This is a genomic window from Comamonas sp. 7D-2 (genome assembly GCF_022749555.1).
In the GTDB taxonomy this organism is placed as follows: Bacteria; Pseudomonadota; Gammaproteobacteria; order Burkholderiales; family Burkholderiaceae_C; genus Comamonas; species Comamonas thiooxydans.
In genome coordinates this window covers 651,502-673,240 of the sequence record NZ_CP094238.1, presented here as the reverse complement: position 1 = coordinate 673,240, position 21,739 = coordinate 651,502, and the positions used below count along the sequence as shown (strand labels likewise).

At 56.8% G+C, this 21,739-nt stretch carries 22 protein-coding genes and 3 pseudogenes; 15 read left to right on the top strand and 10 right to left on the bottom strand.

Going from position 1 to position 21,739, the window contains the following annotated elements; all coding sequences use genetic code 11:
* Positions 1-4: 4 nt before the first annotated feature.
* The 5 genes from MPZ60_RS03040 to MPZ60_RS03020 are packed head-to-tail and all read right to left on the bottom strand — an operon-like array spanning position 5 to position 4,768.
* Positions 5-1,630 (bottom strand): urea amidolyase family protein, encoded by a 1,626-nt coding sequence (locus MPZ60_RS03040; RefSeq protein WP_034357670.1) that lies wholly within the window; start codon positions 1,628-1,630, stop codon positions 5-7.
* A gap of 5 nt (positions 1,631-1,635) precedes the next feature.
* Positions 1,636-2,403, bottom strand: a complete 768-nt coding sequence (locus tag MPZ60_RS03035; RefSeq protein WP_034357668.1) for a LamB/YcsF family protein — start codon at positions 2,401-2,403, stop codon at positions 1,636-1,638.
* Positions 2,404-2,423: 20 nt separating this feature from the next.
* Positions 2,424-3,086: a pyroglutamyl-peptidase I gene (gene pcp, locus MPZ60_RS03030; protein WP_034357242.1), complete on the bottom strand. Its 663-nt coding sequence runs from the start codon at positions 3,084-3,086 to the stop codon at positions 2,424-2,426.
* Positions 3,087-3,098: 12 nt separating this feature from the next.
* On the bottom strand, positions 3,099-4,052 hold the full coding sequence (locus MPZ60_RS03025) for a DUF979 domain-containing protein (RefSeq protein WP_034357240.1): 954 nt from the start codon (positions 4,050-4,052) through the stop codon (positions 3,099-3,101).
* Positions 4,049-4,768, bottom strand: coding sequence for a DUF969 domain-containing protein (locus MPZ60_RS03020; RefSeq protein ID WP_034357237.1), 720 nt, complete (start codon positions 4,766-4,768; stop codon positions 4,049-4,051). Before MPZ60_RS03020 ends, MPZ60_RS03025 begins: the two co-directional genes overlap by 4 nt.
* Positions 4,769-5,061: 293 nt before the next feature.
* On the opposite strand from MPZ60_RS03020, the gene MPZ60_RS03015 reads away from it, so the two are divergent.
* The 4 genes from MPZ60_RS03015 (at position 5,062) to MPZ60_RS03000 (ending at position 8,768) form a co-directional block, all read left to right on the top strand.
* Positions 5,062-5,739, top strand: coding sequence for a GntR family transcriptional regulator (locus MPZ60_RS03015; protein WP_003074324.1), 678 nt, complete (start codon positions 5,062-5,064; stop codon positions 5,737-5,739).
* A gap of 171 nt (positions 5,740-5,910) precedes the next feature.
* The gene (locus MPZ60_RS03010; RefSeq protein WP_034357235.1) at positions 5,911-6,894 is read left to right on the top strand and encodes a TRAP transporter substrate-binding protein; all 984 of its coding nucleotides are present in this window, start codon (positions 5,911-5,913) and stop codon (positions 6,892-6,894) included.
* 79 nt (positions 6,895-6,973) lie between these two features.
* Positions 6,974-7,480 (top strand): TRAP transporter small permease, encoded by a 507-nt coding sequence (locus MPZ60_RS03005; RefSeq protein ID WP_034357232.1) that lies wholly within the window; start codon positions 6,974-6,976, stop codon positions 7,478-7,480.
* Positions 7,473-8,768 carry a TRAP transporter large permease gene (locus MPZ60_RS03000; protein WP_003061766.1) on the top strand — a complete coding sequence of 432 codons (1,296 nt, stop codon included), beginning with the start codon at positions 7,473-7,475 and terminating at the stop codon, positions 8,766-8,768. Before MPZ60_RS03005 ends, MPZ60_RS03000 begins: the two co-directional genes overlap by 8 nt.
* A gap of 152 nt (positions 8,769-8,920) precedes the next feature.
* On the opposite strand, the gene MPZ60_RS02995 is transcribed toward MPZ60_RS03000, so the two are convergent.
* Entirely contained in the window at positions 8,921-9,409 is a 489-nt protein-coding gene (locus MPZ60_RS02995; RefSeq protein ID WP_242881914.1) for a hypothetical protein, read from the bottom strand.
* 197 nt (positions 9,410-9,606) lie between these two features.
* Here MPZ60_RS02995 and MPZ60_RS02990 point away from each other — a divergent pair, with 197 nt between their 5' ends.
* From MPZ60_RS02990 to MPZ60_RS02970, 5 genes and pseudogenes are all read left to right on the top strand, one after another.
* Positions 9,607-9,807, top strand: coding sequence for a hypothetical protein (locus tag MPZ60_RS02990; RefSeq protein WP_242881915.1), 201 nt, complete (start codon positions 9,607-9,609; stop codon positions 9,805-9,807).
* Between the two features lie 62 nt (positions 9,808-9,869).
* Positions 9,870-10,130, top strand: coding sequence for a transposase (locus MPZ60_RS02985; protein ID WP_242881916.1), 261 nt, complete (start codon positions 9,870-9,872; stop codon positions 10,128-10,130).
* Positions 10,123-10,338 carry a hypothetical protein gene (locus MPZ60_RS02980; protein WP_242881917.1) on the top strand — a complete coding sequence of 72 codons (216 nt, stop codon included), beginning with the start codon at positions 10,123-10,125 and terminating at the stop codon, positions 10,336-10,338. The genes MPZ60_RS02985 and MPZ60_RS02980 overlap by 8 nt, the downstream gene beginning before the upstream one ends.
* A 93-nt stretch (positions 10,339-10,431) precedes the next feature.
* Positions 10,432-11,472, top strand: coding sequence for an IS481 family transposase (locus MPZ60_RS02975; protein WP_242882092.1), 1,041 nt, complete (start codon positions 10,432-10,434; stop codon positions 11,470-11,472).
* 109 nt (positions 11,473-11,581) lie between these two features.
* Positions 11,582-11,722 (top strand): annotated as a pseudogene (locus MPZ60_RS02970) (transposase); the annotation flags it as partial.
* Between the two features lie 123 nt (positions 11,723-11,845).
* On the opposite strand, the gene MPZ60_RS02965 reads toward MPZ60_RS02970, so the two are convergent.
* Positions 11,846-12,109: a hypothetical protein gene (locus MPZ60_RS02965; RefSeq protein ID WP_242881918.1), complete on the bottom strand. Its 264-nt coding sequence runs from the start codon at positions 12,107-12,109 to the stop codon at positions 11,846-11,848.
* A gap of 1,046 nt (positions 12,110-13,155) precedes the next feature.
* Here MPZ60_RS02965 and MPZ60_RS02960 point away from each other — a divergent pair.
* The 5 genes from MPZ60_RS02960 to MPZ60_RS02940 all read left to right on the top strand — a co-directional run bounded on the left by MPZ60_RS02960 (position 13,156) and on the right by MPZ60_RS02940 (position 19,892).
* Positions 13,156-13,446: a hypothetical protein gene (locus MPZ60_RS02960; protein WP_242881919.1), complete on the top strand. Its 291-nt coding sequence runs from the start codon at positions 13,156-13,158 to the stop codon at positions 13,444-13,446.
* A gap of 224 nt (positions 13,447-13,670) precedes the next feature.
* On the top strand, positions 13,671-14,657 hold the full coding sequence (locus MPZ60_RS02955) for a hypothetical protein (protein WP_242881920.1): 987 nt from the start codon (positions 13,671-13,673) through the stop codon (positions 14,655-14,657).
* A gap of 9 nt (positions 14,658-14,666) precedes the next feature.
* A complete protein-coding gene (locus MPZ60_RS02950; RefSeq protein WP_242881921.1) occupies positions 14,667-16,769 on the top strand; it encodes a hypothetical protein in 2,103 nt (700 codons plus the stop codon).
* Positions 16,766-18,196 carry an AAA family ATPase gene (locus MPZ60_RS02945; RefSeq protein WP_242881922.1) on the top strand — a complete coding sequence of 477 codons (1,431 nt, stop codon included), beginning with the start codon at positions 16,766-16,768 and terminating at the stop codon, positions 18,194-18,196. The genes MPZ60_RS02950 and MPZ60_RS02945 overlap by 4 nt, the downstream gene beginning before the upstream one ends.
* Positions 18,189-19,892, top strand: a complete 1,704-nt coding sequence (locus tag MPZ60_RS02940; RefSeq protein WP_242881923.1) for a TnsD family Tn7-like transposition protein — start codon at positions 18,189-18,191, stop codon at positions 19,890-19,892. Before MPZ60_RS02945 ends, MPZ60_RS02940 begins: the two co-directional genes overlap by 8 nt.
* Before the next feature lie 11 nt (positions 19,893-19,903).
* Here MPZ60_RS02940 and MPZ60_RS02935 read toward each other — a convergent pair whose 3' ends face one another.
* The 3 genes and pseudogenes from MPZ60_RS02935 to MPZ60_RS02930 form a co-directional block, all read right to left on the bottom strand.
* A complete protein-coding gene (locus tag MPZ60_RS02935) occupies positions 19,904-20,473 on the bottom strand; it encodes a hypothetical protein (RefSeq protein WP_242881924.1) in 570 nt (189 codons plus the stop codon).
* Between the two features lie 81 nt (positions 20,474-20,554).
* Positions 20,555-20,953 (bottom strand): annotated as a pseudogene (locus tag MPZ60_RS25180) (TniQ family protein); the annotation flags it as partial.
* A 62-nt stretch (positions 20,954-21,015) separates the two neighbouring features.
* A complete protein-coding gene (locus tag MPZ60_RS02930) occupies positions 21,016-21,201 on the bottom strand; it encodes a helix-turn-helix domain-containing protein (RefSeq protein WP_242882093.1) in 186 nt (61 codons plus the stop codon).
* A gap of 139 nt (positions 21,202-21,340) precedes the next feature.
* Here MPZ60_RS02930 and MPZ60_RS02925 point away from each other — a divergent pair.
* A pseudogene (locus MPZ60_RS02925) lies at positions 21,341-21,490 on the top strand (IS30 family transposase); the annotation flags it as partial.
* Between the last annotated feature and the right edge of the window lie 249 nt (positions 21,491-21,739).

Sequence of the window (21,739 nt, the reverse complement as noted above, 5' to 3'; positions counted from 1 at the left end):
CTCCTCATTGCGCGCTTGCAGGCACCAGCTCTGCAAAGGCGCGGATGGGGTTAAAACGAATCCAGGCACCTACGGGAATCTGCCCCGCAAGATCCAGATGATGGGGTGCCACGCAACCGATGACGGGATAGCCGCCGGTCAAGGGGTGGTCGGCCAGAAACAGCACGGGCTGGCCGCTGGCGGGAACCTGGATGGCCCCCAGCGGCGTGCCTTCGCTGGGCAGCTCGCTGGTCACGGCGCGCGTAAGCGCCTGTTCGCCGGCAAGGCGCAAGCCCACGCGATTGGACTGGGGCGTGACCTGCCAGCGCTGGGCGGCCAGCAAGGCCACGGCCTCGGGCGTGAACCAGTCGGTGCGCGGACCCAGCTCGACATCCAGCACCACCTCGCCGTCTGGGGCCGGCAACTCCTGCTCCGGCAGGGCCAGCTCGGCCACCACGGCATGGCGTGCCGGCTGCACCGCCAGCAACTGGCCACTGTGCAGAGCAGGCGGGCCGACATGGGCCAGGGTGTCCGTCGAAGCGCTGCCCAGCACGGGCGCCACCTCATAGCCGCCGCGCACCGCCACATAGCAGCGGGCACCGGCGACGGGTTGGGCAAGGCTCAGCGTGTCGCCATCGGCCAGTGCAATCGCGGCATGGCGTGGCGCAGACCAGCGGCGTCCGTCGGCCGTGGTGATGCTGATGGGCGCATCCGCGCCCGTCACTGCAACGACGTTCTCGCCCACGCTTTGCAGCGACAGGCCGCCACCTACTGTCTCCAGCACCGGCAGCTGGCTGGCATTGCCGACAAGCCGGTTGGCCATCTTGAACGCGGCCTGATCCATGGCACCGGAGGCAGAAACGCCCTGCCCGGCCTGGCCGTGGCGACCCATGTCCTGGAACAGCGTGAGCAGACCCGTGGCGCGCACACGCAAGGCGCAGCCATTGAAACTCGTAGCTGCTTGCGCCTGTTCGCTCTTGATCTCAGATACTTTTCCATCTGAAATCGAACCAGATAAATCGCCAGCAGCTACCTTTTGAGTAGCATCATCGACAAACTGCACGCGGTAGCCGGGCTGCAGCAAAGCCGGCAGATCGCGCGCCAGATCCCACATCGCGGCATCGGTGACGCCAATGATCTGCCAGCCGCCCGGGCTGACCTGTGGATAGACTGCGCTGAAGCTGCCGGCCAGCGCCACTGCACCGGCCGGAACCTTGGTTCGCGGCGTGGCACGGCGTGGCACGTTGAAGATGGGATCCCCGCCGCTCAGATAGGCAAAGCCCGGCGCGAAGCCGGTAAAGGCCACCGACCATTCGCTGCCGGTGTGGCGGCGCACCACTTCCTCGGCCGTGATGCCCAGTATCTGCGCGACTTCGGCCAGATCTTCGCCGTCATAGCGCACGGGAATCTGCACCAGCACATCCGAGCGCTGCACGCTGCCGCTGAGATCGCAGTCGGCAATGCGCCTCACCAGTTGCGCCGCGCCGATGATATGGGGCGCGAACTGGACAAGAATGGTGCGCGCGGCAGGCACCAGCTCCTGCACGCCTTCTATGGGCTGGGCCTGCAAGGCACCCAGCAGCACCAGCGTCTGCTGCAGGTCGGCCAGCTCCACCAGAATGGCCTGGCGGTTGACGGGCAAAAAGCGCATGGAACTCATGGTGCTGTTTCCACAAAGGAAGCGATCTGCACACCCTCCTGCTCGAAACGCTGGCGGATGTTGCGCGCAATGGCCACGGCACCGGGACTGTCGCCGTGCACACAGATGGAGTCTGCCTCCACGCGCACCAGGCTGCCGTCCACGGCCTCAATCACGCCCTCGCGCACCAGGGTCAGCATGCGCTGGGCGATCAGGTTTTCGTCGTGCAGCACGGCACCGGGTTCGCGGCGCGAGACCAGGGCGCCGTCGGGCGTATAGCCGCGATCGGCAAAGGCTTCGGCCACCACGCAGAGGCCCGCATCGCGGGCCCAGGCTATCAGGGGCGCACCTGCCAAAGCCATCAGCACCAGCTTGGGATTGATGGCCTTGATGGCATTGATCACATCCATGGCCTGGCGCTTGTCCTGGGCAATGGTGTTGTAGAGCGCGCCGTGCGGCTTGACATACTGGACGCTGGTGCCGGCCGCCTGCGCCAGACCTTGCAGGGCGCCGATCTGGTAGATCACGTCGGCCACCAGATCGCCGCTGGCCACATCCATGTTGCGACGCCCGAAACCCGACAGGTCGCGGTAGGCCACATGTGCGCCGACGACCACGCCGCGCGCCTTGGCAGCCCTGAGCGTGGCCAGCATCCCGGCCGGGTCGCCGGCATGAAAGCCGCAAGCCACATTGGCGCTGCTGACGATGTCCAGCATGGCTGCATCGTCGCCCATGCGCCAGGCGCCAAAGCTCTCGCCCAGATCGCTGTTCAAATCCATTTTCATCATTCGTCTCCCGGTCAGCCTCAATGCAGCTGACCTGCGTGTTCCTGCAAATCCTGCTGCACCGTCATGGACGTATGAATGGCTGTGCGTATGCCCTGAATCTGCGTTTCCAGCGCCATGCTGGCCATGCCGGGCTGGCGTGCCGCCTGCTGCGGCAGCGCGGGTATGTGAATAAAGCCGCCGCGCACGCCGGGGCCCGCACGGCGAGACAGCCTGTGCATCAGGGCATAGAACACATGGTTGCAGACAAAAGTACCCGCCGTGTTCGATACCGAAGCCGGAATGCCCGCATCGCGCAGATGGCGCACCATGGCCTTGATGGGCAGGGTCGAGAAGTAGGCCGCGGGCGCATCGCGCACCACGGACTGATCGACGGGCTGATGGCCCGCGTTGTCGGGAATGCGGGCATCGTCGATATTGATGGCCACGCGCTCCGGCGTGATTTCGCTGCGCCCGCCAGCCAGCCCCAGGCTGATGATGAGCGAGGGCTGCAGCCGGGCCAGCGCCTCGTCGAGCACCACCATGGCCGCGCCGAACACGCAGGGCAGTTGCACGGCATGCACCACACCGTCCGCAATCAGCTCGCCGTCCAGCGCGCGCGCCACTTCCCACGAGGGGTTGACGCTGTCTTTGTCGAAGGGCTCGAAGCCGGTCAGCAGGATTCGGTGGGCAGCCTCAGTCATGGCAACTCTCTCTTAACGGAACATCAGGAAGTTGAGCAGGAACACATTCACGATCAGCAAGGTGATGGCCGTGGGAACCTGCGCACGGATGACGGCATTTTTGTCAATTTCCAGCAGTGCTGCGGGCACCAGGTTGAAGTTGGCCGCCATGGGCGTGAGCAAGGTGCCGCAGTAGCCCGACAGCATGCCGACTGCCGCCATCACGGCCGGGTCACCATGGTAGACGCCAACCAGCACGGGCACGCCCACACCGCCCGTCATCACCGGAAAGGCTGCAAAGCCATTGCCCATGATGACCGTGAACAGCGCCATGCCGATCACGTACACTGCCACGGCCACAAAGCGCACATCCATGTTGATGTAGGTGGTGGTCACATAGGCCACTGCCTTGCCCACGCCGGCATCCGAGAACACCAGACCCAGCATGCCCAGCATCTGGGGCAGCACCAGGGCCCAGCCCAGTGCGTCGATCAGGCGGTGCGACTCGCGCAGGCCCTGCACGGGAGTCTCGCGTGTCATCTTGCAGGCCAGCACCAGCGCAATCACGCAGCCTATGCCCAGACTGACCAGCGTGCTGTTCTTGGGGTCGATCAAGGGAGTGCCGCCAAAGACCAGATGCTTGGCCGACAGCGTGCCCACCATGGTGATCAGCGGAATGGCCAGCGCCGGCACGAACAGCCTGTTGCCCAGGCGCTTGGCACTTTCCAGGTATTGCGCATCGGTGCGTGGCTGATGCTTGCCGCCCATCACGCCGCCGAAGCCCGCAATCAGGGCCATGACGACCGCGACCGCTCCCACCCATACGGGCGGCAGCAGATCACCGACGAGGAACACCAGCGCATACAGCGCCCAGAACAGGCCCGCCGAGAAACGGCGCGGGTTGCTGCCGTCGCGCAGCGTCATCACGGCCGTCACCGCCAGCACCAGGCCGACGAGGTAGTACAGGTATTGAATGGTGATGGTCATGCCTGTTCTCCCTGGGCAACTTTCTTTTCCGCAGCAATTTCACGCGCCAGCTGCTTGTCCAGGCGATGCAGGCGGAAGGCATGGATGGCAAAGGCCGAGATGGCCGTAGGAATGCCCCACAGCGCGACATGAATCGGCTCGACCTCGATACCCGCCTCCTTCAGGAAGGTGGTCATCAGCACGATCGCACCGAAGGCCACGAAGATGTCTTCACCAAAGAACAGGCCCACGTTGTCCGTGGCAGCCGACATGGCGCGCAGCTTCTCGCGCACCTTGCCCGACAGCTTGCCGTAGCGGTTTTCCGTCGCGCCTTCGGCCATGGGAGCCAGCAGCGGACGCACCATCTGGGGATGCCCACCGAGGCTGGTCAGGCCGATGGCTGCCGTGAGCTGACGCGCGGCCAGGTAGACGATCAGCAGGCGGCCGGCTGTGGCCGACTTGATGGAGCTGATCCAGTTCTGTGCGTGCTGACGCAGGCCATGGCGCTCCAGCAGGCCGATCACGGCCAGCGGCAGCAAGATGATGAGCGGCAGGTTGCGGGTCTTGATGAAGCCGGTCCCGATGGCGGCCAGAACCTTGTCCAGCGGAAAGCCCGCCGCAAAGGCTGTGCCGATGGCGGTCACGATGACCACCAGCATGGGATTAAAGCGCAGCGCGAAGCCGGCAATGATGATGAGCACGCCGATCAGCGGCCACAGGTTTACGTCTACAGGCATGGAAGCCTCCGGAAATCACGCCCTGATCCGCTGCGCGGCGGGCTCTACCAAAGACGGGAACGCTATCGGCAACCCCGCCCAGCTCTTTTGAAGAAGGCTGATCAGCTCTGTTTCAGATCTGCTTCATTCCTCAAATTGTTGAACAATCTATTTAGATTGATTCCACAAATGAAATTGTTTGCAGAACAAATAGACTTTGTAATAGAGCAAACCCTAGGTCGCACCACTCTTTTGGACTTCTCTGAGTCAACAGAACGATGGCTACACTCTGGCGACAGCCAAAAGGGAACGCCATGAAAGTCGCAGCAGAGGTCCAGAACCTGACGGAACGCATCGCCGAGGAAATACGCAGCCAGCTGGTCAAGGGCGTGCTGAGCCCGGGCCAGCGACTGTCCGAAGCGGCACTCAGCGAAGCGCTGGATATTTCGCGCAACACCTTGCGCGAGGTGTTCCGCATGCTGACCAAGGAAGGTCTGCTGGTACACGAGCCCAACAAGGGCGTATCGGTGGCCGTGCCCAGCATGGCGTCCATCATCGACATCTATCGCGTGCGGCGCATGATCGAGTGCCAGGCCCTTGCACAGGCTTACCCCATGCACCCTGCACTGACGCGGATGCGCGAGGCCGTGGAAAGCGGTCAGCGACACAGCGAGGCGGAGGACTGGTCCGAGGTGGGCACAGCCAATATGGCGTTTCACAAAGCCATCGTGGCCCTGGCCGACAGCGAACGCCTCAACGAGATGTTCTCGCATCTGCTGGCGGAGCTGCGTCTGGCCTTCGGCCTGCTGCGCGACCCGCATTTTCTGCATGCACCCTATGTGGGCATGAACCTGAAGATTCTGCAGATCTTCGAAGCCGGCAGGCCTGCGGAGGCGGCACAGGAGCTCAGTGCCTACCTGGTGCATTCCGAGCGCATCATTCTGGCCGCCTATGCCCGGCGTCTGGCAGAGGCAGGGATTAAGGCCCCTTGAGGGATCTTGTTCAACAAAATGCCATTTTCAATAGAAACAAAGCAATAAAACACCCTACGTTTCTTTGAAACTCGTTGAAATCCCTCATGGATGTTTGTTGAGACAAATGCTACTTTTGGCACAACTCTTGCCTGAGTTCATTCGTCTGCATCTCTTATCCGAGGAGTTCTCATGAAGCGTCGCATTTTCTGCGCCACAGCAACCTTGCTCGCCGGCATCGGCATTGCCGGTCATGCCATGGCACAAACCAAGTGGGATTTCGCCACCGCATACGGGCCTGGAAACTTTCACTCCAAGAACAACGAACTGTTTGTAAAGGATGTGGATGCTGCCACGGGCGGCAAGCTCAAGATCACGCCGCACTTTGGTGCGTCGCTGTTCAAGATGCCCGAAATCAAGCGTGCCGTGCAGACCGGCAATGCACAGATGGGCGAATTCTTTCTGGTGAGCTTTCAGAATGAGTCGCAGATCTTCGGCGCCGACGGACTTCCGTTCCTGGTGAGCAACTATGACGAGGCCTACAGGCTCTATCAGGCTCAGAAACCCGCGCTGCAGAAGCTGCTGGACAAGCAGGGACAGGTGCTGCTGTATTCCGTGGCCTGGCCTCCCCAGGGGATCTACACCAAAAAGCCCGTCAATTCCGCGGCCGACCTCAAGGGCATGAAGTGGCGCGTGTACTCCCCCACTACCGCCCGCATTGGCGAACTGATTGGCGCCCAGCCCGTGACCGTGCAGGAGGCCGAGCTGTCCCAGGCTCTGGCGACCGGCGTGGTGGATGGCCTGATCACCTCCAGCGCAACCGGTGCCGACAACAAGCTGTTTGAAAGCCTGAAGTACTACTACAACGTGCAGGCCTGGATTCCCAAGAATGCCGTGACCGTGAGCAAGAAGGCCTTTGGCGCACTGGACAAGAGCACGCAGGAGGCCGTGCTCAAGGCCGCCGCCGCTGCCGAGCAGCGCGGCTGGAAAGAGTCCAGGGAAGTGGATGCACGCTCGATTGCCGCCCTCAAGCAAGGCGGCATGCAGGTCGAGCAGCCCTCCGCCCAACTCAAGGCAGACCTGAGCAAGATCGGCGCGACCGTGATCAAGGAATGGACGGACAAGGCCGGCGCTGACGGCCAGGCCATTCTCGACGGCTACAAGGCTGGCAAGTAAGGCGCAGATTGCATCGACTCGCCCGACCCCGTCATTCGGGGCGGGTGGCCGATGACCTCATCCTCTCAGGAAGACAAGCATGCGCAAGTTACTCAACGGCCTCTATGACGGCAGTGCCTGGCTTGCCGGCATCGCCATGATCGGCGTGCTGGCGATGGTGCTGCTGACCATCACCAGCAGACTCTTTGGCTTCAGCGCCCCGGGCACCGATGCCTACGCAGGCTACGCCATGGCGGGCGCCGGCTTCATGGCCCTGGCCAGCACCTTGAAGAAAGGTGAACATATCCGCGTCACCCTGCTGCTGGGTGCGCTCAAGGGCAAGGCCTACAAGGCCCTGGAACTGACCGCCCTGGGCATCGCCACCATTCTTTCGGCCTTTCTGGCTTTCTATTCCACGCGCCTGGTCTGGCAGTCCTGGGAGATCGAAGACATCTCCGTGGGCATAGACGCCACACCGCTGTGGATTCCTCAGATCTTCATGGCTCTGGGCACGATTGTTTTCTTCATCGCGTTCTGCGACGAGCTGGTGCTGGAGCTGCTGGGCAAACGCAAGGCGGTAGAGAAGGAGGGAACCCCTCATGAATGAAATCACCGCAAGCATTGCACTGATCGTGGTGCTGCTGGTCCTGCTTGGCGGCGGCGTCTGGGTCGGTCTGACGCTGGCAGGCGTTGCCTGGTTCGGCATGGAATTCTTCACCGCGCGCGCAGCAGGCGATGCCATGGCCATGACCATCTGGGGCTCTGCCAGCAGCTGGACCTTGACGGCCTTGCCCCTGTTTGTCTGGATGGGCGAGATTCTCTACCGCACCAATCTGTCCGAGAGCATGTTTCGTGGTCTGGCGCCCTGGGTCAATGCACTGCCGGGCCGCCTGCTGCACACCAATGTCATAGGCTGCACGATTTTTGCGGCAGTATCCGGCTCCTCGGCCGCCACCTGTGCCACCGTGGGCAAGATGAATGTGCCCGAGCTGCGCAAACGCGGCTATCCCGAGAACATGGTGATCGGCTCGCTGGGCGGCCCCGCCACTCTGGGCCTCCTGATCCCGCCCTCCATCATCTTGATCGTCTACGGCGTATCTGCCGAGCTGTCGATCTCCAAGCTCTTCATGGCAGGCGTGCTGCCAGGCATCATGCTGGCACTGATGTTCAGCGGCTGGATCGTGGTCTGGGCCCTGATGAACCCGGACAAGGTGCCCAAGGCCGACAGCACCATGAGCTTCAAGCAGAAAGTCTACGAGTCGCGCCACCTGATCCCCGTCGTGCTGCTGATCTCGGGCGTGATTGCCAGCATCTACAGCGGCATTGCCACGGCGACCGAAGCTGCCGGCATAGGCGTGATGGGAGCGCTGATTCTGTCGGCCCTGCAAGGTGCACTGAGCTGGAAGAACTTCAAGGAATCGCTGTTCGGAGCCACCCGGCTGTACTGCATGATTGCGCTGATCCTCGCCGGTGCAGCCTTCATGACCTTGTCCATGGGCTATATCGGACTGCCACGCCAGCTGGCTGAATACGTGGGCAGTCTGAACCTGTCGCCCGCCATGCTGATTGCGGTGCTGGGCCTGTTCTACATTCTCATCGGCTGCTTTCTGGACGGCATCTCCACCATTGTGCTGACCTCCGGCGTGGTTCTGCCCATCATCCAGGCCGCAGGCATAGACCCCCTGTGGTTCGGCATCTTCCTCGTGATCACGGTGGAGACCGCTCAGATCACGCCACCGGTGGGCTTCAACCTGTTCGTGCTGCAGGGCATGACGGGCAAGCAGATCACCTATCTGGCCCGCGTCTGCGCACCGTACTTCCTGCTGATGGTGCTGGCACTGGTCATACTGTGGTTCTTCCCGCAGATCGTGACCGTGCTGCCCAATAATATGTAAGCAAAATCGCTCTGCTCGAACGCCCCGCAAGGGGCGTTTTTCATAGGCGAGCCAAGATGGCTGCATGCATGCCAAGACATGCGGGCTTCAACGCCGGGATGTTGATGCCGTATCCATCTGACAGGGTGTTACGAAAAATGCTCACTACGCTGTTAGATTAGTTGGGTTAGCCATCCAGACACATCGCAATGAAAGAAAAAATCAACTTCATTGAGAGGGAGCGCCTCTACCGACATGAACTCAAACGCCGCCGCGTGAAGTTTCTGCCCATGCAGGTACTGCGCCGGGTCTTCAAAGCGGCAGGAGTCTAGCCAGCGCTGAAGCCAGCCATCCACCTGCCATGCCCAAACGAAAAAGCGCTCCCATGGGAGCGCTTTTTCGTGGCACTGACTATAAAAAATTAAGTTCGTCGGAATGTGCTGAGACAAGTGCTTGATTTTTCGAAGGCTAGCCTGCGACGCAAAGTTCGTCGGATACCGCAAGCCCCAGTGCCTCAGTTCATCAAAGTGTGTCGTGGAGGAGCACTCAAGGTCACTGAGGCACAACAAAAATATTCGCTCCCCCTGTTCCAGTACCACAGGCATAGGGGCAGTCCAGTGCATAGCAGGCACCACGATGGCTATTGATCTTTCTGCATTCATTCCCCAAGCTGCACTGACGGAACATGTGTATGCTCCGGAACACAGCCAGGTAGCGATCAGAAGAAGGTCGGGTTTGTGCATCGAGATTGACACGAACTTGCCTGCTGCGCTAGTCATCTGCGCCTTGGACGAATTAGCCGAGATGCGCAGCGCAGGTGGGCTGTAACTATTGGCCTGTCTAGGTAAGGGCGCAAACCATGCAAGTCAAAGCCATCCATACCGAAGCCGACTACCTGGAGGCCCTGCACCAAGTCTCCGAACTCATTGAGCTTAACCCCGAGCGCAACTCACCCGAGGGAGAGCGCCTGGAGATCATTGGCACGCTGATACAAGCCTATGAGGCCGAGCACCACTCCATTGGTCCATCGGACACGTTGCGCGATCAGAGACGAACTTGAAGTCCCCTTGAAAACCTGGACCACGTAGAAGTAGAGAACTCCCAAACCATTGGAGTCTCTACATGAAGAAATCCAGATTCAGCGAAGCGCAGATAGTCAGCATCCTCAAAAAGGTTGCGATGGGAGCCAATGTCCGTGAGACATGCAGAAAGCATGGCACCAGTGATGCGACCTATTACAAGTGGAAGAGTCAGTTCTCGGGCATGACGGTCTCGTACCTAGCGCAGCTTCGCCAATTGCAAGACGAGAATGCCAAGCTCAAGCGCATGTATGCCAACTTGGCGCTGCATGCAGGTAGCCTGGAGCTGCTACTTCATGTCTAACGCGCTATGGTCAGAGCGCAGGTTTCGCACCTTCAATGTCATTGACGAGTTCAACCGGGAGGGGCTGCGCATTGAAGTCGATACCAGTCTGCCTCCTGCGCAGGTCGCGCGAGAGCTCAACGAGCTGGATGAGGTTCGAGGCGCACCGCTTTCCATTCGCTTGAACAACGGCCCTGAGTTCATCTGTAGAAGTTCAGACTTGATCTGACAGTGGGCCTTGCCAATAGGTGAGGTTTCCCGTTTTGATAAGGGTACGAATCTTTATCAATCCGGGCGCGCAAGCGCCCAACGGAGAAACCTCATGAACAGTTTCAACCAAACCATCATTCGGCACAAGGTCGGCCTGCTCAATCTGGCCAGTGAGCTGGGCAACATCTCCAAAGCATGCAAAGTCATGGGCGTCTCCCGTGACACCTTTTATCGCTATCAGCATGCCCACGAAGAAGGTGGCATCGAAGCCCTGATTCAGACTTCTCGGCGAAAGCCCAACCCCAAGAACCGGGTTGATGAAGCCATTGAAGCGGTTGTCCTCGCCTATGCCCTTGAGCAGCCAGCGCATGGGCAACTGCGTGCCAGCAATGAGTTGCGCCAGCGGGGCATCTTTGTGTCGCCCTCGGGTGTGCGTTCCATCTGGATGCGCCATCAACTGGCCAGCTTCAAACAGCGCCTGTCAAACCTGGAGGCTGAGGTCGCCAAGACGGGCGCCGTGCTCACAGAAGCCCAGGTGACAGCCTTGGAGAGAAAGCGTGAAGATGACCTGGCTTGCGGAGAAATCGAGACAGCCCATCCCGGCTATCTGGGCAGCCAAGACACCTTCTATGTAGGCACGATCAAGGGCGTCGGGCGCATCTACCAGCAGACCTTTGTGGACACCTATTCCAAATGGGCTGCTGCCAAGCTCTACACCACCAAGACACCGATCACGGGTGCTGATCTGCTCAATGACCGGGTGTTGCCCTTCCTGACTGAACAAGGCATGGGGCTGCTGCGAGTCCTGACGGACCGAGGCACGGAGTATTGCGGCAAGGCCGAAACGCACGACTACCAGTTGTACCTGGCGGTCAATGACATTGAACACACCAAGACGAAGGTGCGTCACCCGCAGACCAATGGCATCTGCGAGCGATTCCACAAGACCATCCTGCAGGAGTTTTACCAGGTGGCATTCCGGCGCAAGATCTACCGTTCGATTGACGAGCTGCAGATGGATCTGGACGACTGGCTCAATTACTACAACGGGCAGCGGACACATCAAGGCAAGATGTGCTGTGGCCGGACGCCGATGCAAACGCTGATGGATGCAAAGGAGGTCTGGGATGAGAAGGTAAAAGCGCTGAATTAATCTGACAGCCGTACCGCCCGAAACGGGAGCAACTGTCAGATCAGATCGGAACTTCTACAGTTCATCGCCAACGCACTACTCCAGTGGGCGCAAAGCAAGGGCATTGCGCCAGCCAGGCAAACCCACGCAGAACGCCTATGTCGAGCGATTCAACAAGACCTACCGCACCGAAGTACTCGGTTGCTATGTCTTCGACAGTCTGCAGGAGGTACCTGAAATGACAGCCGATTGGCTGCACCGATACAACCACTAGCGTCCCCATGCAGCCCTGGGCCGGCTTCCTCCGGTCGAGTACCGTGTCAAACTCTTCCCCAACCTCTACTTTTGACTGGCTCAGGAATCCGAGGAGGACTTCACAATCGCTTTTCTTCCTTCATCTGCGCGATATCGCAAAACCACCTGTCAGATGCATGAAGTACAGAGCTTCTTTGCCTGAAAGTTTTGGGACAACAAAGCCCAATGGGCTCAAGACAGATTTCTTTCTTGCCTCAGCCAATTTTTTCTCAAAGCTCTTGCGGACATCGTCGCCCAATTCAGCCAGCACTTCATCGCGCACCCGCTGCCGTCTCGCGGCTGCATCAGAACGCTCAGCCCGTGTTGGCTTCGGTGCTATGTCCGATGACTCTACTTTGTTCATAGAGGCTCAGCGTGCCACAAAACGTAGGTATAGGTAGATGTGAGCTGGACTGCCCCCGCTCAAGTGTCAGCTTCAAGTCGATTACTACTGGTGCAAGCTAGACAGACATCACGCTAAAGGATGAACATCTTCCACACACCAATGCTCCTAGACCCTGAGCAGTTTGTGTATCGCTGCTACCTGCTCCTGTAGGGTCAAAAGCCTTCCAATCCTCGCCTCTTTCTTAGTCTGTAGTTCTTCATACCGGGCAATCGAATACGCGTAGGTTGCTCCGTCAAACTTGTAACGTAGACGTTCACTGCCATATCGAGGCAGAAATTCACCTTCGTAATAGGCGGCCAATGCCGAAGCCACTCCGTGACGCTTCAACCAAACCCCAAGCACTAGCAAGCTGTCATTAACGTACAACTCGAACGCAAGATTCAGTTTCCAGTTGCCCGCCGACCTCGCCAGACGCATACAGACCAACAACACAGCAAGCCCGTCTAGGTAGCCTTGCCTCACCATTGATTCGCAGCGCTTCCGAAGCCATCGCCGGTCCCAACGATGGGCTTTGGAATTCAGCATACGCAGCAGCAACTCATCGCCCTCTTGAGACGTACACCCTTTCAGACGACCTGCGATTGACTCCACACAGCAATCGACACGCAGAGCATCCCAAAGTAGCAAGTCAATTACCCATCTGGTTCCAGGCACTCTCTCTTCGGCCAGAGCTTGCAACCTCTTTCGCGGATATTGCTTGCCGAGCTTATAGCTACTCCACCTCTTACTCACTGTCAGCGCTCGGGCATCGTCAACAGGTTCAACTGCACGCTGAACATCAACTGTCCGATTCGTATTCAACAGACTACTCAGCTCACAAAACCAGCAAATCGAGGCAAATGCCAAAGTGATTCGCGAGGATGCGAAAACGTCATGCCCCGATTTTTTCCCTGAAGCGACAATCACTTATGCCATTCTCATCAAGGTAATTCACTCCCCAAAATCAGGGTATGAAAAATTAGGTCAAGCCCATAGCATGGAGCAAACACCCTACAGGACCCTACGTGAACAGCACCACACTTCACTGCACCGATGTTGAAAGCATCAACGAAGAACTGATGCTGCGCCTGTCCGAGCAATATGGGACCGTACTTGGGTCAAATGCGCTGATCAAAGAACTGGGCTATCCGACGCCAGCCTCATTTCAGCAGGCGCTGGCGCGAGGTACGGTCCCCGTACCAATCTTCAAGTTGCAACATCGCCGAGGCAGCTTCGCACTCACTCGTGATGTCGCACTATGGCTTAGCACTCAACGCGCCACGGCCATTAATGTCAAAGGCCCATCAGCCGACTGAGCTCTATTCCGAACAATCAGGGCTGACGTTCCTCAAGGAGGATTGCATGCAATAGCACACAAACAAAAACGCCACGGAGCGGCAACTCAGTGGCGTCATGTACCGAGGAAAGCTCCCCAGATTTTGGTCTACGCTTGAAATCTACTCCTGCTACAGACAGGAGTCAAGGGCTTTCCTTTCCCTAAATTTTTCGCACCAGCCAAGCTGGCAGGAAAGGATGGCCCGTGGCCAAGTCTAACCATGTGACGTTGTCACGTCTCAAAGAGCTAATCCGTCGTCAAGATCCTCCCCAATGGGGAAGCCGCTACGAGCCAGCAATTCGCGCAACCCGAGAAGAGGCCCCTTCGCGAAGTCGCTTTGCTCAGACTTGGTTCGATCGACTTGCTCGTCACATACACACGCTTTCATCCAGCGAAAGTACGGTCCTTCTGCTGGCCATGTTCAATCGGTCGCTATTCGAAATCCACGAGCAGCGGATCCTTGCCACAGAACCGCGCCCTCATCCGCTATTTGGTCACCCCTTCGCAGCAGAGATAGCGCTTCCCCAACTAAGGGGAAGCATTGACGTCTGTGATCGCCTTGGCTTTATTGAGCGCCATCCGTGGACAGAAATCGATCCACTCAATGGTTCTGGGCGTTTTCGTGTTCCAGTCCATTTCGTTGGCGACCTGCTTCTCTTCCTAAGGGATGATGATGGTCCGTACTGCGTGAATTGGACGATCAAGGATGTAGCTGAAGCATTTGACCAGCGCTTCCCTGGTAGCAAACCGGCTGCCAACCCTAAAGCGGAGATCACAGCTGCACGCAGCAGACATGCGATCGAAGAGCTGTATTACGCCGATGCAGGTATCCCGACCAAGCGCATCGTCGAATCTGACCTATGCATCCCATTTTTTGAAAATTTACGCAGTCTTCTGCTCATACAGCATCGTGCTGCGCAAGTAGAGGCCGGGATCTATACGGAAATTTGCGAGCGTTTACAAGCGAGCATTCAAACAGGACAACGCCCACTCGACATCCTCCTGTCAGTGTCTCATCGATACCATCTTCCACTGGCCCTAAGCCAAGCCTGCTTCGCTAGAGCGCTATGGCAACGAGATGTTCGAGCCGAACTTATGGATAGCGCGGTCTTTATCGATCGCCCGCTTAAGCCTCAACGTCGAGACCCTCTTCAGGTCTATGCGTCTTGGTTTGCACGTCAATCCACATGAGGTGCAAGCATGCAAACAGGGACACAGCTATATGCCCCAGAGGGCTTTGAAGCCCTGCGCAAGGGATCCATCTATCACCTACTTCGCAACGACCACATCAGGGAGAGAGTCCTGCTGCTTGAGTTTCAAAAAAAGTCAAAAAACACGAAGAAGTCATTACGCAAGGATGCCGCCGACGACTGCTTACCAGCTGAGATCTCGAGTTCTCCGAACGACTTTCGACCCGTGCTGCATTACCTCTCGCGCTTCAAGTTCGAAAGCGCCATCGAGGAGTCACTGATTGCTCCTTGCACAATGCAGCAGGAGCTTCCACCATGGTTCAACGGAATGCACATAGATGAGCTCCGCATTTACGCTCAGCCTAGAAATACGCGCAAAAAAAGTCATAGCACACGCATCGATGAATCGTTAGCGCACCTGTGGCCGTTAGTGATGAACTTGGATCAGGTGTTAGCAGCTGAGTCTCCGGACACAGTGATCAATGCCCATGCTCGTGCCTGCAAGCCCGCGCAAAATGAAACTCGCATGCGCAGATCCTTTTACGCATACGTCTGCTTTGGCTTTAGCCGTTGGGCATTGCACTACTCAGTGCATCGAATTGGCCGCTGGAGTCGCGTCGGCAACAAGCAAAAGCTTGGCCGCCCATCACGTCTATACGGGGCAAACCACGGGCATGGAACAAACGATCCAGAGGTCATCGATAGCATTTTGAAAGGCTATCGGCGCTTCGCTGGACCTGGCCAGCACCTAAGCCACATATACCGCAGAACACTGCAATATGTTTTCGGCTGCGTGGCTCAAACCGATGCGACTGGCCGAAAGTCGTTCATTCATCCTGCAGGTAAACCATTTCCATCCTTCGGTCAGTTCGCTTACCGTGTAGCACAAGCCTTCCCTCTCGAAGCTCGGCAAACATACAAATTCGGCCACTCAAGAGTCAGAAACCGACTCGTGCACTCCCAGGGCCGTTTTGCCGAGAGTGTGGGGAATTTGATGGAGCGGACAGAGCAAGACGCATACTGCTGCGAGCAAGTCGCCCTCGGGTATCTTCCGAATAGTCACTTGCCGCCGCTCTGGGTAGTCCGTATCCGGTGTATCGCCTCTGGGATGCTCGTTGGCGTTGGATTTTCCGTCGGAGGCGAAACAGCGGCGGCCTACCGAATGGCCCAATTTTGCGCGGCCATCGACAAGTGCATCTTCGCTCAGCTCTTCGGCATCACCCTGAATCCTGCCGATTGGCCAAGCATTGGCATTTCTCCACACGTAATCAACGATCGTGGACCTGGAAGCACTGCAAAGGCCGATGCGTTTGAAAGCGAATTTCAACCGATCATTAAAGAAGGTGCCCCCAGCTATGCGGGTCAGTCAAAGGCATCCATCGAAACGCTGCATCCGAAATCAGTCAAATTAGAGGGGCGTCCCACATATCGGGAAACACGTCTATCGATTCCCCAGTTGGCTATCCAGGAGATTCTGCGCGCGGTGGCCGACAACCACTGCACGGACATTACCGATCGCATCAACAACGAAGCTCTCGCGGAGCATCTACAACCCACCCCCGTCTCGTTGTGGAACTACCTCAGCAAAAAAGGACGGAACTACGGCATCTGCATGGGATTTGAAGAGGCCGTACGCACGTATTTAGACCCAATCACCGTCACGGTCAAAGACGACGCCGTCTATTTCAAGGAAGCGCGGTTCGACTCCGCCTCGCTCCAGCAGTCCGGTGCATTGCAGAAGGCCCACAACCTAGGTCGTTATGCCTTGCAGGGCTTTATGCTCAATGTTTGTGTTCGTCATCTGTGGATTGACATTGGTGGTGCATTGATCCAAGTAGATGCAACACTCTCCATTCGTGATGATGACGAGCAGCTCTACCTTTCAGCCAATGAAGTTGAACAGTTGCAGCAAATTCGTCGTGATGAAAAGCTGGCCCTTCAGGCCCACAAAATCGCTGCACGTGCCGAGTACGAAGAAATTTTCCGGAACCATACCGGCCAAGCCTTTGAGCAAGCAGCCCTGAAATCTGGTCGAACAAAGCGCTCTAAAGCGAACTCTGTCAAAGAGCGGCAAGAAAGCATCGGCTACCTGCGAGCAGGAGGCAGACGATGAGCAAATCTCAGCCCTGGCTCAGTTGGTTTGCACGCCACCAATCCGATGGCTTAATTCGTACTGCGGCATACCTTCCAGTCAAACCAATACGCGGCCTCAGCTCACTTACCGTGAACGATGCCTGCCAAAGATTGAATGCTGGTTGGAGTACAGCATTTGTACCTGGTCCACAGCATATCCAGATACTGCGCAGTCTATTGGACCGCGCTCATGCGTACGCAATGGATCGCTATCCATCTGTCACGGATTACAACCGCTTGCGCTCGGCATCTCCGCCAACCAAGAAGTGCATTCAGCCGACTCTCTGCCTGACAGGCCTAGCAGGAGTCAGCAAATCTTCCCTGATGCAGGCCTTGGAGCGTATTTGCCAACTTGAGCATGGCCCTGAGTACCTCACCGATGAGCAGCAACTACGCATCACCCCTGTTCGTCGACTTGAAATTGATGGCCAGTCTGCACTACAGGGCGTTCTCAGAAGCATGGCCAATCCGCTGGCACTGCAAGGCCGAAAGAAACTCTCAACTGACGCGCTCATGGAGCATGTTCGCGACTGGTTACTGGCGACCGCGACCAGCACTCTCACAGTCGACGAGATGCAGTTCTTCACACAAAGCAGCTCAGCCAGCACAAAGACTTCGCAGCTCATCATGGCGCTCGCGAACCTTGGATCGCCCCTTGTATATGTCGCGAATTTTTCGCTGATCAGAAAACTCACTCAGAGGCCGCAGGAGGAACGAGACCGCTTATTGTCAAACCCCATCGTGCTGCATCCACCTACGGCTGACGACCCATGGTGGATCTCATGTCTAAGTGAGTATCTGAGCATTTGTCCAGCAACCTTCAGACTCAACGTAGAGGCTGATGCGCTTGAGCTCCATAGATACACCGCAGGATTGTTTAGAGCCCTACGTCACCTGCTGCTACAAAGCTATAAGGAGGCACGCACCGAAGGGAAGTTGCATGTGACGATAGATGATGTGCGTCGCAGCTATAAAAGCTCGGCCTATAGCAGCCATCGCAAGGACGTCGAGGACCTCAATTCTCTGTCTGTCTCAGACTACCTATTGGAAAAGCGATCTGATTTGGTATGTCCATTCATGGAGCTCCGCCCCCACACCATATCGAAGACAAAAGCTACCGCGAGTCACCTTTCATCGGCTCGAACGCCATGGCCTGAACTTGACATTCCATCAGCCATGGTTGAAAGCACCCTGAGTAGCGGCGCGAGGAAGAAGCTAAAAGCTCTCAGAAGCACTACTGATCAACCTTCAAGCGAACCAAGCTCAGCCACCGTAATCCGATTACCTCGACGTGAACCCGTTTCTGCACAATCGCTTTTACAAGGTGCACAGACTTTGCGGGAAGCCCTGAAAGATACGCGTCGAACAACGAAGCCCGTGACGAAGCCGGACAGCCACGATGCATGATCAAACTGCGCTTGGTGGCTTTGAAATCCAGATCACCCCATTTCCGGATGAAACGATCTTCAGTTGGTGCAGCCGATACCACCGATCGGCAGCCAGCGCCTTTGACAGAGTGACTGCGCTGCACCTTTTTGGTACCGCACAAACAGCAATCACGCACGACTTCACTGCCCACCTAGACACCCTGGCTACCAGGGCCAACGGAGCGCTAGGAAGCAGCCTGGAAATCGTTCAACAACGAACCCTGCTGCCGTTTTACCTACCGTTTAAACCCGCAAGAATTGGCTTAGAAGCAATCTCTGCAATGCAAGGGTATGGCATTGCCCACATGAAGTATCGACTGGGGCTTCTGACGAGCGGATTAGGGGCCGCTCACCCACTGAAAACATGCCCAAAGTGCATGCAAGAAGACCATAGGCAACATGGATGGTCGTTTTGGCGGCGAAGTCAGCAGCTACCAGGCGTTTGGCTATGCCGCCAGCATCACCAAACACTCCAAGTTTCATCGCAAAAGGGGCGTGCTGGCTGGTTACTCCCCTCCGGGGCTTACTGCCAAAAAGTTCCCAGCCTTCAAGCACTTTCGCCAGACCAGCAGAGCTGGCTCCTAAAACTGGAGGCCATGGCATCTGAATTGACTTTGCTCCCCCTTGGTAGTCTGGACGATCCCATCCGAATAGGTGATATTTTTAGACGGCGTCTTGGTGAGATGGGCGCAACCACAGCATCTGGTCGCCTGCGCAAGTCAAGTCTGACTCCGAAGTTAGAAGAGCTATCAAGTCATTTGAGTTGTCTTCCTGAGCTGGCACATCAATCAGACTCATCTCTATTGAACAGCCAGTTGCTTCGCCTGATCTCTGGCCGTTCTCTAACCCATCCATTGCGCTATTTGGTATGGATCGCAACGTGGTTTAGTACCTTCGATGAATTTCTGAAAGCTTATAAGGTCGAAGCGGAAAGCTCTGCTGAGGTCCCAGCAACACGTGATGCAGAACCGACCAACCGCTCAAGCCTCAGCAAGTCTCAAAAATATTGTCTTGAAAGAGCTTTGCAGGGGTCTATCTCACTGAGTGCTGCCGCAAAAGCCGCCAATGTCGATTACACGACTATGGCCCATTGGGCTAGCAAGCAGGCACATGAGCCTAAGAGACGCCCAAAGACACTATTGCAGCCTTGTTTGCAAGAAGCCATCACGCGACTTACTCAAGGACAAGACAAAGAGAGTGTGGCAGTGGACCTAGGGGTCTCAACCGCCTCCGTTACCAAAATTCTGCGCACGGTCCCCAATCTTCAAGCGCAATGGCACGCTGCCAAGCACGAGCAACGCCGTACCCATGCACGCGACTCCTGGAGCAAAGTTGTTGGCTTGCACGCTTTTCTTGGCATCAAAGGCCTCAGATGCCTACAGCCAGCGGCATATGCATGGCTCTATCGCAATGACCGGATGTGGCTTATCGCCAGTACTCAGTCGATCAGTCAACGTAAAGGCTCCAACCATGCAGCCGTTCGAATTGAAAATTCGGATGCCCGCATCGCCAAGACATTGCGCAATTTAGCGGAAAAATTCACAGCCACCAGAAAATGGAGCCTAGATGAAATCAGCCGCTCGATACCGAAAATTAACCAAGTGCTTCAAACCCCAGAGAGATGGCCTGAAACAATCAAAGTGCTGCGCTTCCTTCTCAACGCAGAGCTTCACTGACTGCCAAAAATCTACTTGAAAGATATCGAAGAAACGGAACGCCTCTTCAGTAGTTTTCGTATTGCGTCCTCTGCACTTAAAGCGTCAACCCCAAATTTTGCAAAGGAGTCGTGCAGCCGTTGCCCAGTTAGAAATGCATCCAAGGCATGGCTTTCTTGCTGACTTGCACGCTCCTTATTCTTAAACTGCCGAGTGCCCTGCTCAAGCGCGCGGAATGCTTCCTCGCTGGAGCTGAACAGCACTGCCATGAGGGCGGTACAAACGAGCGTCGGATAGACCACATGTTTATCAATACACGCACCATCGACTTTCCGAACGCAGACTTGAGGAGACTTTATCGTTACATCTGGCATGTAGCGATTTAGCCAACTATTGGGAAACAGATCACATATCAGGTCACTCGCGATGGAACGCTGCCCCACTTCACAGATGCGTAACCCAGCCTTCTGACATTCGGTCCTGACGACTGCTGACCACACAGCATGATCAGTGGGCGCAGGTTGGAGCAGCCATCCGACCATGAGTTGCTCAAAACGCTGTACAACAGGGTGAAGAGCTTCGTCACCAATGGCGTCAGGCATGTGTTCAGCACCGGCTTCTATGAGCTCATGCCCAGGAGCGTCTATGTCAGCGCTCAAAGGAGCCTTCAGCAAAGGCTCACGATGCACAACACACCAATCCACACCAATCAGGTGATGTTGGCGACGCCAGTAACTAAAGCCTCTAGCGGCACGATCCAAGCATGCGCACTTTGGGCACCACCGAAGGCCATTTACCGGGAGACGTCTTTTGGTATAGGTTTTAGTTTTTGATCTGCAGTCATCACCTTCGCCTAGAGCAGCGACACGCCCCGAGATAGGATTCAAGACTGGCAGCATTGAATGTTGCTTTGCCAATGTTCTTTCATCGAAATTGAGAAACATCGACACTAGCTGCAAGGGCGATCCCCGACCAGGAATTTGAAATTCACCCCCTAGGGCTTGCAGCACAGCCTGAGAGGTGCTCAAGCCGTTCAGTCTGGCTATGCGGCCAACCAAGCCATTGATCAACTCATCATCCAACGGGATAGGCAAGTTGCATAGACCAGCCAATTTTCCAAGTTGATTCGCAGGACTTTTCAAGCCTATAGCCCCGCCTCATGAAGTAAATCTGAAGCTTTGACACCCAACGTCTCTGCTAGATGAACAAGGCTACCTACAGAGATACTTTTCTCACCGCGCTCGATAACTCCAACATAGGTTCGATGGAGTCCAGCCTCAAAGCCCAAATCCTCTTGCGACCAGCCCAGCTCCAGCCGGCGGCTCCGCACAGCTTTTCCAAGGAAAATTTCAGGTGATAGGCACTTCTTTGACACCCAAGAAGTACACCTTTATGCACTCTATAAATCGACACTCTAAAGATAGCATTGGAATGTGTATTGCTACTTTTCAGTAGCAGAAGTTGCATAAAAATACCTACCTCAGGGCCTCGACATCTCCGGCTACTCGCAAGATGAGTTGGATGCGGTTGCAAGAAAATTGAACGAGCGCCCAAGGAAGACCTTGGGGTACAAAACCCCGGCTGACATGTTTAACGAATGTGTTGCATCGACCGATTGAATCCACAAGCGATCTCGGTCGGTCGATGCCGTGCGTCAAGTGTCCGGTAATGGGCACACCCCGGGCATCAGCGCGCGAGCTAGGCGTAGCTTGAGCGGCCGTTCGTTGCACCGCACGCAGGCAAAGTCGACCTCAGCGTCAGCGGGAGGCTGCTTTCCACAATCCCGATCTCACGCGATCAAATCTGAGATGGAGGCCTGAGTCCTCAGGCCGTCGCTTGCCTTCCGTAAGCCTCCCTGACCGGCAAGT

Excerpts from the sequence above, each read along its gene's own strand:
- MPZ60_RS03040 (WP_034357670.1), bottom strand. The coding sequence starts at position 1,630 with ATGCGCTTTTTGCCCGTCAACCGCCAGGCCATTCTGGTGGAGCTGGCC.
- MPZ60_RS03035 (WP_034357668.1), bottom strand. The coding sequence starts at position 2,403 with ATGAAAATGGATTTGAACAGCGATCTGGGCGAGAGCTTTGGCGCCTGG.
- pcp (WP_034357242.1), bottom strand. The coding sequence starts at position 3,086 with ATGACTGAGGCTGCCCACCGAATCCTGCTGACCGGCTTCGAGCCCTTC.
- MPZ60_RS03025 (WP_034357240.1), bottom strand. The coding sequence starts at position 4,052 with ATGACCATCACCATTCAATACCTGTACTACCTCGTCGGCCTGGTGCTG.
- MPZ60_RS03020 (WP_034357237.1), bottom strand. The coding sequence starts at position 4,768 with ATGCCTGTAGACGTAAACCTGTGGCCGCTGATCGGCGTGCTCATCATC.
- MPZ60_RS03015 (WP_003074324.1), top strand. The coding sequence starts at position 5,062 with ATGAAAGTCGCAGCAGAGGTCCAGAACCTGACGGAACGCATCGCCGAG.
- MPZ60_RS03010 (WP_034357235.1), top strand. The coding sequence starts at position 5,911 with ATGAAGCGTCGCATTTTCTGCGCCACAGCAACCTTGCTCGCCGGCATC.
- MPZ60_RS03005 (WP_034357232.1), top strand. The coding sequence starts at position 6,974 with ATGCGCAAGTTACTCAACGGCCTCTATGACGGCAGTGCCTGGCTTGCC.
- MPZ60_RS03000 (WP_003061766.1), top strand. The coding sequence starts at position 7,473 with ATGAATGAAATCACCGCAAGCATTGCACTGATCGTGGTGCTGCTGGTC.
- MPZ60_RS02995 (WP_242881914.1), bottom strand. The coding sequence starts at position 9,409 with ATGAATGCAGAAAGATCAATAGCCATCGTGGTGCCTGCTATGCACTGG.
- MPZ60_RS02990 (WP_242881915.1), top strand. The coding sequence starts at position 9,607 with ATGCAAGTCAAAGCCATCCATACCGAAGCCGACTACCTGGAGGCCCTG.
- MPZ60_RS02985 (WP_242881916.1), top strand. The coding sequence starts at position 9,870 with ATGAAGAAATCCAGATTCAGCGAAGCGCAGATAGTCAGCATCCTCAAA.
- MPZ60_RS02980 (WP_242881917.1), top strand. The coding sequence starts at position 10,123 with ATGTCTAACGCGCTATGGTCAGAGCGCAGGTTTCGCACCTTCAATGTC.
- MPZ60_RS02975 (WP_242882092.1), top strand. The coding sequence starts at position 10,432 with ATGAACAGTTTCAACCAAACCATCATTCGGCACAAGGTCGGCCTGCTC.
- MPZ60_RS02965 (WP_242881918.1), bottom strand. The coding sequence starts at position 12,109 with ATGAACAAAGTAGAGTCATCGGACATAGCACCGAAGCCAACACGGGCT.
- MPZ60_RS02950 (WP_242881921.1), top strand. The coding sequence starts at position 14,667 with ATGCAAACAGGGACACAGCTATATGCCCCAGAGGGCTTTGAAGCCCTG.
- MPZ60_RS02945 (WP_242881922.1), top strand. The coding sequence starts at position 16,766 with ATGAGCAAATCTCAGCCCTGGCTCAGTTGGTTTGCACGCCACCAATCC.
- MPZ60_RS02940 (WP_242881923.1), top strand. The coding sequence starts at position 18,189 with ATGCATGATCAAACTGCGCTTGGTGGCTTTGAAATCCAGATCACCCCA.
- MPZ60_RS02935 (WP_242881924.1), bottom strand. The coding sequence starts at position 20,473 with ATGCCTGACGCCATTGGTGACGAAGCTCTTCACCCTGTTGTACAGCGT.